The 14,565-nt window shown below is 40.6% G+C and carries 12 protein-coding genes and 1 tRNA gene; 5 read left to right on the forward strand and 8 right to left on the reverse strand.

The genetic code is table 11. The features are described 5' to 3' along the window. Positions 1-5: 5 nt before the first annotated feature. Positions 6-764: a Uma2 family endonuclease gene (locus PN471_RS18365; RefSeq protein ID WP_271778065.1), complete on the reverse strand. Its 759-nt coding sequence runs from the start codon at positions 762-764 to the stop codon at positions 6-8. A gap of 159 nt (positions 765-923) precedes the next feature. Then, positions 924-2,297 carry a gluconeogenesis factor YvcK family protein gene (locus PN471_RS18370; RefSeq protein WP_271778066.1) on the reverse strand — a complete coding sequence of 458 codons (1,374 nt, stop codon included), beginning with the start codon at positions 2,295-2,297 and terminating at the stop codon, positions 924-926. Positions 2,298-2,488: 191 nt separating this feature from the next. Here PN471_RS18370 and ruvC point away from each other — a divergent pair, with 191 nt between their 5' ends. Both ruvC and PN471_RS18380 read left to right on the forward strand, forming a co-directional pair. Continuing rightward, a complete protein-coding gene (gene ruvC, locus PN471_RS18375; RefSeq protein ID WP_271778067.1) occupies positions 2,489-2,980 on the forward strand; it encodes a crossover junction endodeoxyribonuclease RuvC in 492 nt (163 codons plus the stop codon). A gap of 383 nt (positions 2,981-3,363) precedes the next feature. Continuing rightward, positions 3,364-4,893 (forward strand): YifB family Mg chelatase-like AAA ATPase, encoded by a 1,530-nt coding sequence (locus PN471_RS18380; RefSeq protein WP_271778068.1) that lies wholly within the window; start codon positions 3,364-3,366, stop codon positions 4,891-4,893. Positions 4,894-4,920: 27 nt separating this feature from the next. Here PN471_RS18380 and PN471_RS18385 read toward each other — a convergent pair whose 3' ends face one another. From PN471_RS18385 to PN471_RS18395, 3 genes are all read right to left on the reverse strand, one after another. Then, the gene (locus tag PN471_RS18385; protein ID WP_271778069.1) at positions 4,921-5,736 is read right to left on the reverse strand and encodes a Uma2 family endonuclease; all 816 of its coding nucleotides are present in this window, start codon (positions 5,734-5,736) and stop codon (positions 4,921-4,923) included. Between the two features lie 213 nt (positions 5,737-5,949). Continuing rightward, positions 5,950-7,035 carry a beta-N-acetylhexosaminidase gene (nagZ, locus tag PN471_RS18390; protein WP_271778070.1) on the reverse strand — a complete coding sequence of 362 codons (1,086 nt, stop codon included), beginning with the start codon at positions 7,033-7,035 and terminating at the stop codon, positions 5,950-5,952. Positions 7,036-7,192: 157 nt separating this feature from the next. Beyond that, a complete protein-coding gene (locus PN471_RS18395) occupies positions 7,193-8,419 on the reverse strand; it encodes a septal ring lytic transglycosylase RlpA family protein (RefSeq protein ID WP_271778071.1) in 1,227 nt (408 codons plus the stop codon). Between the two features lie 576 nt (positions 8,420-8,995). Here PN471_RS18395 and pds point away from each other — a divergent pair. The 3 genes from pds to PN471_RS18410 all read left to right on the forward strand — a co-directional run bounded on the left by pds (position 8,996) and on the right by PN471_RS18410 (position 11,674). Then, a complete protein-coding gene (gene pds / locus PN471_RS18400) occupies positions 8,996-10,435 on the forward strand; it encodes a 15-cis-phytoene desaturase (RefSeq protein WP_193894707.1) in 1,440 nt (479 codons plus the stop codon). Further along, entirely contained in the window at positions 10,419-11,351 is a 933-nt protein-coding gene (gene crtB, locus PN471_RS18405; protein WP_271778072.1) for a 15-cis-phytoene synthase CrtB, read from the forward strand. Before pds ends, crtB begins: the two co-directional genes overlap by 17 nt. A gap of 235 nt (positions 11,352-11,586) precedes the next feature. Beyond that, a tRNA-Ser gene (locus PN471_RS18410) sits at positions 11,587-11,674 on the forward strand. A gap of 45 nt (positions 11,675-11,719) precedes the next feature. Here the strand turns inward: PN471_RS18410 and PN471_RS18415 are convergent. From PN471_RS18415 to PN471_RS18425, 3 genes are all read right to left on the reverse strand, one after another. Further along, positions 11,720-12,688, reverse strand: coding sequence for a hypothetical protein (locus PN471_RS18415; RefSeq protein WP_271778073.1), 969 nt, complete (start codon positions 12,686-12,688; stop codon positions 11,720-11,722). A 10-nt stretch (positions 12,689-12,698) separates the two neighbouring features. Continuing rightward, complete coding sequence (locus PN471_RS18420) at positions 12,699-12,944, reverse strand: hypothetical protein (protein WP_271778074.1); 246 nt, start codon at positions 12,942-12,944, stop codon at positions 12,699-12,701. 524 nt (positions 12,945-13,468) lie between these two features. Then, positions 13,469-13,936, reverse strand: a complete 468-nt coding sequence (locus tag PN471_RS18425; protein WP_271778075.1) for an Hsp20/alpha crystallin family protein — start codon at positions 13,934-13,936, stop codon at positions 13,469-13,471. Between the last annotated feature and the right edge of the window lie 629 nt (positions 13,937-14,565).

A 14,565-nucleotide genomic window follows, 5' to 3' on the forward strand; every position in this document is an offset into this window, starting at 1 on the left:
AACGTCTAAGCATTATCCAGTTCATCGGGATTAACGCCTAAATCACGCAACATTTGTGTTAGTTGTTCGACTTTTCTTTTTGCTTCTATTGTTTCTTCTGTTGGTTCAGGAATTAATTCTCCTGTTAGTGTGAACCACCTTAGCCATAACTTAGGAATATCTCGAAATGTCCCTTGCCATAGTCCTAAACTTAAACCTAATTCTGGTATTAGTAAGCGTCCTTCAATCATATTCATAGGTTCATAATGACCACCTACTAACTGAAATGCCTGGACTTGGTTGGTGTAGCGACTAAAAACAATATAGTAAGGAATTCTTAAAATCCGTTCATAAACTTCCCATTTGGTGGGAGGTTTACCTATCTTACTTTCCTTATTACCTAAATCTTCATCTTCTGTACCAGGAGATGATAATTCTACAACTACAAAAGGGTTTGCTGGTTCTTGCCAAGTGACATAACTTAAACGCAAATCTTGACCATTATATAATTTTGGCACTCCAACCACACCAAACCAATCTGGGCGTTTATACCATAAAGGATTTTGCAGATCATAATAAAGATTCAAATCAGCCGCACTATAAACAACTTCTGGATTCCAGTTTATGGGTTGAAATGTTAAATATAAAAGTAAAGGTTGTAAAAAATGAAAGTCATCTGGCAAGCCTTTTTCCTCCGGGTTTTCACTAGGTAAATCATACATTGTGGGTAAAGTTTCCCAAGGGGGAAGGGGTGGTTCAGTTTGAGAAATGATCGAAGAAGTCATAAATATTTTAGGTTGGTATAGCAGAAGGCAAGAGGGAAGAGGCAAGAGGCAAAAGTGAAATCCTTGGTATGATTAGGTTTTAAGGATCAATAATGTCCTAATCATTCTGGCTACAGCTATAATTGGTAATGGCGAAACATATTTCCCTGTCACCGGTTTTTATTTTCCGTGATGTGCGCCACTGTACCATTTTAATAAAACTTTGGCTAATCTCTGCGGGTCATGGCGAACAGCACCATTTTCATCTTCAAAGAGAATATTCGCAGGAACTATTCGCCGTCCTAATTTGGTGACAGATTCTCGGTCTAAAAAAACTGGATGGGCGTTTTGTTGGGCATAACGGATCAGTGCTTGGGCTGAGGGCATTTTTTTATGAACTAATACGGCATCGAATAACCTTCTATTGCCACAAGCGTCATCTATTGCTTGAATATGTTCAGCAACACTATATCCATCAGTTTCTCCTGGTTGGGTCATAATGTTGCAGATATAGATACGAGGTACATTAGTAGCGGCGATCGCATCAGCAATTTCTTGAACTAACAAATTAGGAATTAAGCTAGTGTAAAGACTACCCGGACCAATAATAATGTAATCAGCTTCTTTAATGGCTTTAATTGCCGCAGGAACTGCCGGTGGATTTTCAGGAATACAACCAATTTTGACAATTTTCCCCGCAGCTTTCGGAATATTCGACTCACCCTGAATGCGGCGACCATCTGTCAATTCTGCCCAGAGACGGACATCGCTAAGGGTAGCAGGTAAAACTTGTCCTCTCACCGCCAATACCTTAGAACTGGCAGCGATCGCTTGCACCAAATCCCCAGTAATATCAGTCATGGCAGTTAAAAACAAATTACCAAAACTGTGACCTGTTAAACCATCTCCCGCCCGAAAGCGATATTGAAATAATTCCGTCAGTAATTTTTCTTCATCTGCTAACGCCGCCAAACAATTGCGGATATCACCCGGTGGTAAAACGCCAAATTCTTCCCGCAGTCTCCCAGAAGAACCGCCATCATCTGCTACGGTGACGATAGCAGTAATATTAGCACTATAAGTTTTTAAGCCTCTGAGTAAAGTTGAAAGTCCAGTTCCACCACCAATAACCACAATTTTCGGACCCCGGTATAAGCGACGATGTGCCAAAAGGACATCTATCAACTCCTCTTCATCACCAATAGGTCTGAGAACTTCCGTAATTGAACCAACAGTGCGAGATTGTCCCCACAGCACCAACAGCACACCAGATACCAGGAGTACCGGACCACTGATATAGTTGGGTAAAATGTCAGCCAGCAAACCCAAAAGACCTTTCAGCAATTCCAGAATCCAAAAAATCGGGGTTAATTTTACCCAAATAGCCAACCCCAAACTGGCTAAGAAAACACCCCCAATACTGATAAGTAACCAGCGTTTCACAGCTAATCCAGGAGACAACCATTTGCACCATTGGTTAACCCGATAGGAAGTGCGACCTTGAGACTGTAGCTGTAGCGAATTAATGGCTTGTTTCAGAAAACCGATAAACATACCTAATAGGGAAAGTTGGTACAAACAATATTTAACAAAAAATTTACATCACCTGGTTTCCACACTAAGGGAAAACCATCACATTTATTCAATCCTTCATAATCGCCGATTAGGGGCGCAGGGCCTGCGCCCAGTTAGGAGTCAGAAGAAGGAAATACCAATCACCAATTACCCCAGTTATCAAGAATTTTATGAGAAAACGAATTTTAGGAATAGATCCGGGACTAGCAACTGTGGGATTTGGGGCAATTGATTGGCAGCAAAGTCAAACAAAAGAACAACAGACAAGGGTACAGATGGTTGATTTTGGCGTAATTCGCACCAGTGCCGATATGGAAATGAGTCAACGACTATGCACATTATTTGACGATTTACACACCGTCATGGAGGATTTACAGCCGGATTTAGTAGCCATTGAAAAATTATTCTTTTATCGGATGGCAAATACCATTATTGTAGCACAAGCCAGGGGTGTACTGATGTTAGTTTTAGGACAGCGTAAACTCCCTTATGTGGAATTTGCACCTCCCCAAATTAAGCAAGCTTTAACGAATTATGGTAAGGCAGATAAGTCAGAAGTGCAAGAGGCTGTGATGCGGGAATTGGATTTAGATGAAATTCCTCGACCTGATGATGCGGCAGATGCTTTGGCGGTAGCACTAACGGCTTCGTTTCAGTTGTGACTCGTGTAAAATCCTGTCACTCTGCAAAAACAGGCGTTGCTGATAGCCTGCGTGGCGAAGCCATATTGAGATATGAAATTCCTAAATTGAACCTTTAAAAATCTTACCTTTACGTCTTTTAGTCCCAAAAGCGTGCATTTTGGGTTGAATAAATCAGAAAATTTAGGGATAACAGATAGCCCAAACTCTTGCCTGCCCTCACAGACAACTTTTTCAGCAACCCCTACTTAAAACAAACTAAGTTTTGTTAATGCTTGAACCATGAGTCACCCGCATCTTTGGCTGCTATTATTATATTAACAATCCTCTTGGGTGATTTCACTCATTGTTAATGCACCCAAAAATCTGCTTTGATATTCTCAAAGTTTATTGATATGTAAAAAATGCTGGCTAGAGTTTGGAGTGCATCTATCATCGGGATTGACGCTGTAAAGGTGGGTGTGGAAGTTGATGTTTCTGGTGGTTTACCAGGAATTGTCATTTTAGGCTTACCAGATTCGGCTATTCAAGAATCTAAAGAACGGGTAAAAGCAACTTTGAAAAATGCCGGTTTTGCCTTTCCCATACGGAAGATTGTCATTAACTTAACTCCCGCAGATTTGAGGAAAGAGGGACCAGCTTTTGATTTACCAATTAGTATAGGAATTTTAGCAGCTTCTGAACAAGTTAACGCCGATTTGTTAGGAGATTTTTTATTTTTAGGTGAAGTTTCTCTAGATGGTAGTTTGCGTCCGGTGGCGGGTGTTTTACCGATTGCTGCAACTGCGAAAAAAATGGGAATTACAGGTTTAGTTGTTCCTATTGATAATGCCCAAGAAGCTGCTGTTGTTGAAGGTTTAGCAGTTTATGGTTGCAAAGATGTTGCTGATGTGGTGGACTTATTAAATAATCCTCAAAAATACCAACCTGTCCAGTTAAATCAAACAATAGAAACTTCTCAGTTAACATCTTTAACTTTAGCAGATTTGCAAGATGTTAAAGGACAAGCACACGCACGCAGGGCGTTAGAAATTGCGGCTGCGGGAGGACACAATTTGATTTTCGTGGGACCACCAGGCAGTGGAAAAACGATGTTAGCAAGGCGGTTATCGGGAATTTTACCACCTTTAAGTTTTCCTGAATCTTTGGAAGTAACACGCATTCATTCTGTGGCTGGATTGTTGAAAAATCGGGGTTCTTTAGTTAGAGAAAGACCTTTTCGGAGTCCCCACCATTCCGCATCTGGTCCATCTTTGGTTGGTGGTGGCACTTTTCCCCGTCCTGGTGAAATCTCATTATCTCACAGAGGTGTACTTTTTTTAGATGAATTAACGGAATTTAAAAGGGATGTTTTGGAGTTTTTACGTCAACCGTTAGAAGATGGGTTTGTGACTATTTCTCGAACTAAACAATCTGTGACTTTTCCCGCACAATTTACATTAGTAGCCAGTACAAATCCCTGTCCTTGCGGTTATTATGGCGATACAATTCAAGGCTGTACTTGTTCACCTCGACAACGGGAACAATATTGGGCAAAATTGTCTGGACCATTAATGGATAGAATTGATTTGCAAGTAGCGGTCAATCGTTTAAAACCCGAAGAAATTACCCAACAACCAACGGGAGAAGCGTCGAAATCTGTAGCGGAACGAGTAGAAAAAGCTAGGGAAAAAGCTGTAATTCGGTTTCAAAAAGAAGATTTACAATGTAATGCCCAAATGCAAAGTCGTCATTTACAAAAATGGTGTCAATTAGATGATGCTAGTCGCAATTTATTAGAAGCAGCAATTAGAAAATTAGGTTTATCTGCAAGAGCGAGCGATCGCATTCTTAAAGTAGCTCGAACTATCGCCGATTTAGCAGGAGATGAAAACCTCAAACCTCACCACGTAGCCGAAGCAATTCAATATCGGACAATTGATAGAATGCAGTAATGTTCTATATTGCCACATTATTGGCATCTAATTAATAGGCAAATTATCGGGGTCAATTCCCTGCGATCGCAAATAAGCTATTAGCCGTTCTTTTTCCTCCCGTTCCTGTTCCGCCCGTTGACGTTCCTGTTCCGCCCGTTGGCGTTCTTGTTCAGCCCGTTGGCGTTCCTGTTCAGTACGTTGGCGTTCCTGTTCAATTTGTTCCACAGCCCAAGGTAACAAATTACCTGTTTGATCCCACCATCTTAACCAATAGCCAGAACGACCTTCCTTTTCCCCTCGCCAAGTTCCTAAAAACAGTCCCATTGAGTCAATCCAATGACGACCATTCTCATCTGGTTGTTGTAATTCATAACGTCCATTTTCCAGTTGATAATATTCTAATAACCCCCCATCTGGCTCAAAAATAATGTAAATAGCAACTTTTAAAATTTGTTCATAAAAAAACCATTTTCCCGGCGGATAACTACGTTTAACTGAATATTCTCCACCATCTTTATCTGATAAAAACTCCATGACTACAGCCGGTACATCCCCTTCTAAATTGGGTGTATAGCTTTTACGTTCTGCTAATATCTCTTTAACAGAAAGCACATATACCCAATCAGGTGCTTTAGCCACAAATTGCTCATTTAATGTGGCACACAACCCAAAATTGGCAGCAATTAACATTTGTGGTTGAATAAATCCACTTATTTCTAAACTTTCCCGCAAAGCCCCCGCTAAAAGTGGCTGTCCTGTATTTTCCACTGGTTCATCCTCTAACTGAAAATCATCGGGTAAGGCTTCCCAAGAGATGACCAGTCCAGTCTGTGATTTGGTTTCACTGAATAGGGTTGCCATAAACGCTACCTTTAGTTGATTTGTTTTTATTGTACCATCGGATCAGTGAATTGTTTCTAGCGATGATTAGTTGAAGGGATGCCGAAATCATATAGTTCTGACACACCAACACTCATGCTAACATAACTACAGATTTTCACTAAATCACTAATGTATTTTTCTGATCAATAGGGGTTGCTGAAAAAGTTATCTGTGAGGGCTAAGAGTCAGGAGTTAGAAGGAGATCAGAAGACTCAATTCCGCATTTTTCACCAGCGTCTCCTTGTCAAGGGTTGAAACTGGATATTGAGGAGTTACCTGTAATAACTTTTCCACCCTCTCCCGCGCAGCTTCCACCACTCCTACATCCAAACTACCATTATTCAAACTAGCAGAAAAATCTTCAGCTATTTTATATGTTCGTTCTAAAGAAGAGGAATTGATATTTCGAGAAACTATAAATAAATCACAACCAGCATGAAAAGCCCGCGCAATCGTTCCTGGTTGCATAAACATCTCAGATACGGCTTTCATATCTAAATCATCAGAAACTATCACACCTTGAAAACCTAACTCTTTTCGCAAAATATCATTCAAAATGATTTTAGATAAAGTTGCTGGTACTTCTGGATCAATTTGCGGAAACAAAATATGCGCCGTCATAATTAATGGAATTTCTGACTGAATTAATGTTTGAAAAGGAATCAATTCCCGATTTCGCAAATCTTCTAAACTCAAATTTAAGATTGGTAATTCCAAATGGGAATCTGTGCTGGTATCTCCGTGTCCAGGAAAGTGTTTAGCAGAACCTAAAATTCCTGCTTCCCGTAATCCTCGGTAATATTCTCCCGCTGCTTCACTGGCGGTTTCTGGTGTAGTTCCAAATGCACGAGCGCCAATAATCGGGTTTTGGGGATTAGAGAAAATATCCGCAACTGGAGACCAAGAAAGATTAATTCCCAGAGATTTTAATTCTAGTGCTGTGGCTTTGGCAACTTCATAAGCATGAGACTGCAATAAATAAGCTTGAGGAAAGCGGGTAATTGGTAAAGGTGTCCGTACAACCCGCCCACCTTCATGATCTAAAGTGGTAAATATGGAGTCACGCTCAGTATATTGGCGAACTTCATCAATGAGGTTTTTAAACTGTTCTAACCAAACTGGATATTTTACACCGTCAAGAAAGTTTTTGGCAAAAAAGATGACACCAATGGGTTTTAGTTCATTTAATGCCCGTTTATCATCATCATTTAAACTTGTCCCGGAAATACCCAGAATTAAATGATTACCAAAGCTTTGTGATGATTGGGGTATTGACATAAGTAGGTTGGCGTTGAAAATTGTCGTTATGGCAAGGTAAAAGGCAAGAAAGAGGCAAGAGTGAAGAGGGTTTGGACGATTTTACGTTTCTTTACACAGTTTGGTTTTATTGTGTTCACCTACCCGATAGGGAGGTGAGAGGCTTCTACTGTTTAAGCTAAAAATTGGAAACTAATAACTCACTTTTAGCATTAGCCATATTTTCGGTTTTTGGTTGAGATGGTTTCAACGTCATTTGCGGGGCATTTTGTTGTAAAACCACAGCTTTATAAGCTACGACTCCCGTATGTTCACTATCGAGACAACGAGCCGCTGTTCGAGATAAATCTAGGCTTCTGGGTAAAATATACGGACCGCGATCATTAACGCGGACAATCACGGATTTATTGTTTTCTAAATTGGTGACTTTTAAGAAGGTATTAAAAGGTAGAGTCCGATGGGCAACAGTAAAATCATCTTGATCATATATCTCACCATTTGCGGTTAAGCGACCATGAAAATAGCCACCATACCAAGAAGCTATACCAGAAAGTTGTGTGGTTGAGGACTGTAATCCATACATTTCCATTTGTCCTTGTACCAATGTCAGGGGTTTGGTATGGAGTGCTATTCGCAAATTATTAGTCCATTCCATTGCCAAAATATCACCGCTGCGACCAATTTGCTGAGAGAGTTTTTGATCTATTGCAAATAGTAACCGATTACCTACCATCATGGAAGGAGTTTTATCTACTAAGCCCGGTTGTAATTCTGTAGGTTGTACAGCAGGTATTTTTGTTAATTGCTGCAAGCGATTTTGTAATGCTTTGGCTGTAATTCGATCAGGTAGTCTGGCAACAAAACTGTTATTAACCCATACTTCATAACTGGATGGATTCCGCTTGACAATCAATACTGGTGAGTAATCATAACTTCCATTTGGATCAACTGGATTGCGGATGACATTAAAGAAACTTTGGAGCGATCGCACAACAGTAGAAGGTGATAAATCTACCCTGGAAACACTAACTTGTGTAACTATTGGTAAAAAGTTAGTAGCATTTTTCAAGTGAGGTTGTGCAGCTATATTTTCTGGCACAGAGGGACAAAATTGCGTTTCTTTTGCCTTCAAGGTGATTGAAGGTACAGCGATAGACTTATTTCTGTAGGACGATAACTGCCTATTTATCCAGTTAACCGTGAAAGCAGTTTTTGATATTAAGGTTTTTTGCCAAGCATTTTTATGTTGTTGAGCGATCGTCAGAAATGGAGCTTGCGGCTTAACTAAGTTGGCTGGAAGTTGGATTGGAGAAAACGCAGCTATTAAACCCAGTGGTAAATTTGCCGTCAACGCCAAAGCACCTCCTGTAAAGGATTTCACCCATAGTATTCCCGTTGATATCATAGTTTAGTTATTCTCCAGATAGATGCACAATTCCTAGAAAAATAATCCCCAGGTTGAATAGAAAAAGAGTTTTATCGAACAAAGAACAAGTTTTTTGAAATTACATAATTTCTATGCGTTTTCAGATTTAATTATGATTAAACTGTCTGGGATCATCATATACCGTAATGGAGATTTAAATAAATAAAAGTTTTAAATCTAGTTTTGAAGTATTACTAATATTTCAATTATTTTTGCTTATGAATACAATTTTTATTTGCTATTTACTTTACTATTAGACATAGATTTTTCACGTATAAACACTGAGCAAAGAAGCCATTTTTTGTATTGATGATGGGCAGTTAAGCAAAAATATACACTGATTTAAAATGAGTCCTAAACTACACTAAATATTGATCACGTAAGAAAATTTTGTGTTTACTCCTGGAGCGAAGATGAAGGTAAATTAGATAGTCAGGGCAAAATTTTGGGAATTTTTTGGGAAGCAATCAGACCTACCGTGCCAAATGTAAAGGATTGCAACGTATAATGAGAACGACAAAACAGTTAAGAAATATTGAAGAATAGTAGGTTTAAATGCGCGTAGCAATCGCGGGAGCGGGACTAGCAGGACTTTCCTGTGCAAAATATCTCACTGATCTAGGTCACACACCCATCGTTTTGGAACGCCGAGACGTAGTTGGGGGAAAAGTGGCTGCGTGGAAAGATGCTGATGGAGACTGGTACGAAACAGGACTGCACATTTTTTTTGGGGCCTATCCCAATATGTTGCAGTTATTCAAAGAATTGGACATTGAAGATCGATTGCAGTGGAAAGAACACACAATGATTTTCAATCAGCCGGAAGCGCCGGGGACTTACAGCCGATTCGATTTTCCAGATTTGCCAGCGCCAATCAATGGTATGGTGGCAATTCTCAGAAACAACGATATGCTGACCTGGCCGGAGAAAATCAGTTTTGGGATTGGTTTACTACCTGCTATTCTCCAGGGGCAAAAGTATGTCGAAGAAATGGACAAATATTCTTTCCGGGAGTGGTTACAAAAACAAAACGTTCCCCCCAGAGTAGAAAAAGAAGTATTCATTGCTATGTCTAAAGCCTTGAACTTCATTGATCCAGACGAAATTTCCGCCACCGTCCTCTTAACGGCATTGAATCGCTTTCTCCAAGAGAAAAACGGCTCAAAAATGGCCTTTCTGGACGGTTCACCCACAGAAAGATTGTGTCAGCCAATTATTGACTACATCACTGAACGCGGTGGTGAGGTGCGTCTGAATGCGCCCTTGAAAGAGATTTTACTCAACGAGGATGGAACTGTAAAAGGATTCTTGCTGCGGGGCTTAAATGGGGCAGAAGATGAAATATTTACAGCGGATACCTATGTATCTGCCCTGCCAGTTGATCCTTTAAAGCCAATTTTGCCAAGTTCTTGGCAGGCTATGGAGTTTTTCCAAAAATTGGAGGGTTTGGAAGGTGTACCGGTGATTAATGTTCATATCTGGTTTGATCGCAAATTAACAGATATTGATCATCTGCTATTTTCCCGTTCTCCACTCCTCAGCGTTTATGCTGATATGAGTAATACTTGCCGTGAATATGCCAATCCTGACCGTTCCATGTTGGAATTAGTTCTAGCACCAGCCAAAGATTGGATATCTAAATCCGATGCCGAAATCGTTGCTGCAACTATTACTGAGTTAGAAAAACTTTTTCCCCAACACTTTGGGGGAGATAATCCGACTAAAATACTGAAATATCACGTGGTGAAAACACCGCGTTCAGTTTACAAAGCTACTCCAGGTCGCCAACAGTACCGCCCTTCACAGCAAACCCCCATTTCTAACTTTTATTTGACTGGGGATTATACAATGCAACGCTATCTCGCCAGTATGGAAGGGGCTGTACTTTCTGGTAAACTAACAGCGCAGGCGATATTTCAAGCGCTGACGGTAGCAAATCCCTCTAACCTGCAAACGCCAACACGACCGCCCGCCACGAATGCTGCAACTGCCTGATTCCCCCCCGCGCATGAAAACGCTGGTTTCTATAGATGATTCCTACACCCTTTGTCGGGAACTCACGGCTAAGTACGCTAAAACTTTTTATTTAGGTACGATGCTGATGAGTCCGGCCAAGCGTCAATCTGTTTGGGCAATTTATGCCTGGTGTCGCCGTACAGATGAATTAGTGGATGGTCCGGCATCTGCTATCACCACGCCAGAAACCCTAGAACTATGGGAAAAGCAACTGGAATCCATTTTTGCGGGATGCCCATTGGATAATTATGATGTAGCGTTAGTAGATACTCTCCAACGCTTTCCGCTCGATATTCAACCCTTTCGGGATATGATCGCCGGTCAGCGCATGGACTTGTATCGCAGTCGCTATGCAACTTTTGAGGACTTATACCTCTACTGCTACCGAGTAGCGGGAACTGTGGGTTTGATGTCAACGACGATTATGGGGGTAGATAATAGTATCTATACAGCCCCTTGGTATCAAAACCAACAGCCCTATCTGCCTATAGAAGAGGCGATCGCTTTGGGAATTGCTAATCAACTTACCAATATTCTCCGTGATGTTGGTGAAGATGCTCGTCGAGGCAGAATCTATCTTCCCCTAGAAGATTTGACCAAATTTAATTACACCGAGGAAGAATGTATTCGCGGCGTAGTGGATGACCGCTGGCGTTCACTTATGCGGTTTCAAATTGATCGCGCCCGTAAATTTTACATCCAAGCAGATAAGGGTATTAGTTACCTGGCTGCTGATGCTCGGTGGCCTGTTTGGTCTGCATCTATGCTATATGAGCAGATTTTAGAGGTGATTGAGCGCAATGATTATGATGTGTTCAGTCAGCGAGCTTATGTTCCCCAATGGAAAAAGTTACGCACCTTGCCAGCAGCTTGGATGCGATCGCAAGTTTTATAGACTGGTCAGTGGTCAGTGGTCATTGGTCATTGAATCTATTTAGGGCTTGCTGATAGGGTAGGGTGGCGCGTTAGCCATATAAACCGAAAACCTGAATAAATCAAATCTCCCTCTAATTCTTCCTGCTGACTCGGTGACTCCTGACTCCTGACTCGGTGACTCCTACCCCTAATGAAAAGACTAAATAACTATTGACAGACTCAAAAACTTCTGCTAATATTATTACTCATGAACTGGAGAGGTGGCTGAGTGGTCGAAAGCGGCAGATTGCTAATCTGTTAAGGGATTATATCCCTTCGGGGGTTCGAATCCCCCCCTCTCCATTTTTAAGCAGGTGCGTTACAACTTGTCAACGCACCTTTTTTGTGCTATTTTTTGGCGACCATATTCATATCGCAAGTATATAGACCGATTTGGTGAGGAACTCTGACAAATCGGCCTGTGCGATGACCCCTAGATAGTTCATTGAGAACCTTATTTTTGACTTCTCTGACTTCCTCTGGGTCCAGATGTCCGTAAATGCCATTAACTATCTCATTCACATTGAAAATTCGTCCGGCATTTTGTTCTAGAAATAAGGTCAGAGCATCAATTAAAAATTGACCATCAAATTGTGCCAACATCGGTACTACTTTCGTTTGGGGTCTGACGAAATGTTTGTTGGTTTTGGTGGACTTAATCCCTCTAGATACTCCCCTACCTTGAATTGGACCTAGTGAATTTAAATCTAGGGTATAACAGCCCGGTTCATTGGGAATCGCTGACCAATAACCACTTTCTCTCCCTTGGGTCAGAGATGATTGGACTCTACCTTTAACGACTTTGAAAATAGTAGACTCTAAATCACCATAGAGCGATCGCACAATAAAATCTATGTGACAGACAGTTCCCACATATTCTCGCAATAGCTTTTTGAGTGCTTCCATGCGAGTCATATTTTCATAGTGAGCCAACATGGGAACATCTTCCCCCTTACCAACATAGTGACGACGCTGATAGGAAAGATTGTTCGAGTCTCTGACTTCGGAGAGGGAATGTTCGACTTTGAAAGGGTCTGATTGAGGAATTTCTGACTCTAGGGGATGCAAATATTCCCGATTGGAACTGTGATTAGAAGACAACAACAAGAGTGAATCTTCTTCGTCAGCCTCAACTTGTTCGTTGTCTTCAATATAAGACCATGTAGATAATAAGGATTCTACATTATCTAATTGCGATCGCGCCTCTATGAATAGACGTTGGTACTTTTGGGCGAGACTCCCATAGTAGTCTCGTAATTCCAACAATGGCGTAATAAATACTTCGGGTGGTGCTTGTAATTGTCCTGGAGAATTCATAGCAATTCACTCAACCTAAATCTATATTGCTGGTGTAAGTCATGGCTCTAGGTTTGCTTGGTGTAGATCCCTGAAGTGATTTTTTCGGAGGTTGGGGAGGACGACAACTTTCACAATATAAAGGGCGAGTTCCGAAAGTTTCTCGCTTTGTCGCCTCATTACATTCTTTACAAACAAAGTGGAAAACTCGTGTGTGAATCAGTCTTTTGTGCGCTCGGACAGTATATTCTCTAACATCAATTACTTTGGTTGCCATAATTAATAATTGCCAATCTCAATCCTTTTTATATAGCTATTCAAGCAAATGAAACTATATCAGTGTGTGTTTTTAGAGAAGTTTTCCCAAAATTAGAAACTCCTATCTATGTCAAGGATACAAACTGCTATTTCCGATATATTAACAGCGACTGAGATATATTTGCTCATATCTTACATAAAAGTACGAAAAGGATATAGGCTAGTACCGCAAGGCGTTCGTCAAAAGTCAAAAGTCAAAAGTCAAAAGTCAAAAATAATATGGCATCAGCTTTTTAGTGATGAAGAATAGTTGTTTTATTTACGCCGTGCTGTACTAGACTTTTTGTCTCCATGACTCGTACATATAGAAATGCTTTTTAGCATCTATCTTGAGAAATAACTATATAATTGGAAACCTATTTTTAGGTAGATTTTACAACATAAATTATGAATTATTATCTCTCCTACTTATTACAAAAAAAATGAAGGATGAAATGATTGTCAAACCACTCATCCTTACTAATTCATTTCAAACAAAAGCCATTAACCGAGATTAACCTTTACAGCCTTGTGTTTTTCTGATTCGGCTTTAGGAATAGTCAAATGGAGAATTCCATTCTTATATTCTGCCACCACCTTCTCATTATCCACGACCGCAGGCAAGGCGATTACTCGTTGGAATTTGCCATAACGAAACTCTGAGCGAGTCATACCTTCCGCTTCTGTTGTTGTTTCCGATTTGCGCTCACCGCTAATAGAAACCGACTCAGGAGTGACCTCAACATTAAGATCTTTCGCATCCAAGCCCGGTATTTCCACTTTCAATTTCAAATCACTATCGGTTTCCGCAATTTCGGCAGGAGGAATAAAAGTCAATCCTATTCTTTCCCCTCCATCTGGTGGTAATAATTGTTCAAACAAACGATCCATTTGCTGACGGATAATACCCATTTCCGGGAACGGTTCCCAGCGTTCTATTTCCCGTAAAGGATTCCAACGTACAAGTGTCATATCTATCTCCTCAAAAATTCACTATTGGACTTTCTGATTTGGTGAGACTGAATCTTAAGCTTCTAACTTGGTAAACAATAATACTACTGGCAAAACTTCTGACTTTTAACTTCTTGAAGCTTAATCTTTAGCTTCCCAATTAAATAGTAGCACCAGAAAATCAATTGATTACAGTTCGGTTTTATAGATATGAGCGTCGTGATAACCGTACTATATAAATCCTCAATTATTTTCAAACCTGTTAATTAGTATAGAGTCGGTAATGATTCCCCCATCACTAGGTAACTGTTCACAGGATTAATTCGGCTACTGGGAAAAATAAGTAGAAAGACATGGTAGAGTAGAAGGTACGGAAAAAATCAGCCTCATCTGCCACACCTATAAAACGGAAATACCGGAAACGGATTGGGAACAGACTCCAACCAGTGTCAAAGCACGGATGGAGGAGATGAAGCAGTGGATACAAGAATTAGAAGAAAAACTAAATAGAACATCAAAGATGTCCCGAAAATCCAGAAATTCCCCAAGTAAACAACGCACCTCAAGTGACATACTCCACACACTCCCCTTCGGGTGAGTGTGGGCTTCTCAGCGACTCTTCTATGAAGACATTGACTGAGCTTTAAGAC

The sequence above is a fragment of the Aphanizomenon sp. CS-733/32 genome, from assembly GCF_028330045.1.
Lineage (GTDB): Bacteria > Cyanobacteriota > Cyanobacteriia > Cyanobacteriales > Nostocaceae > Dolichospermum > Dolichospermum gracile.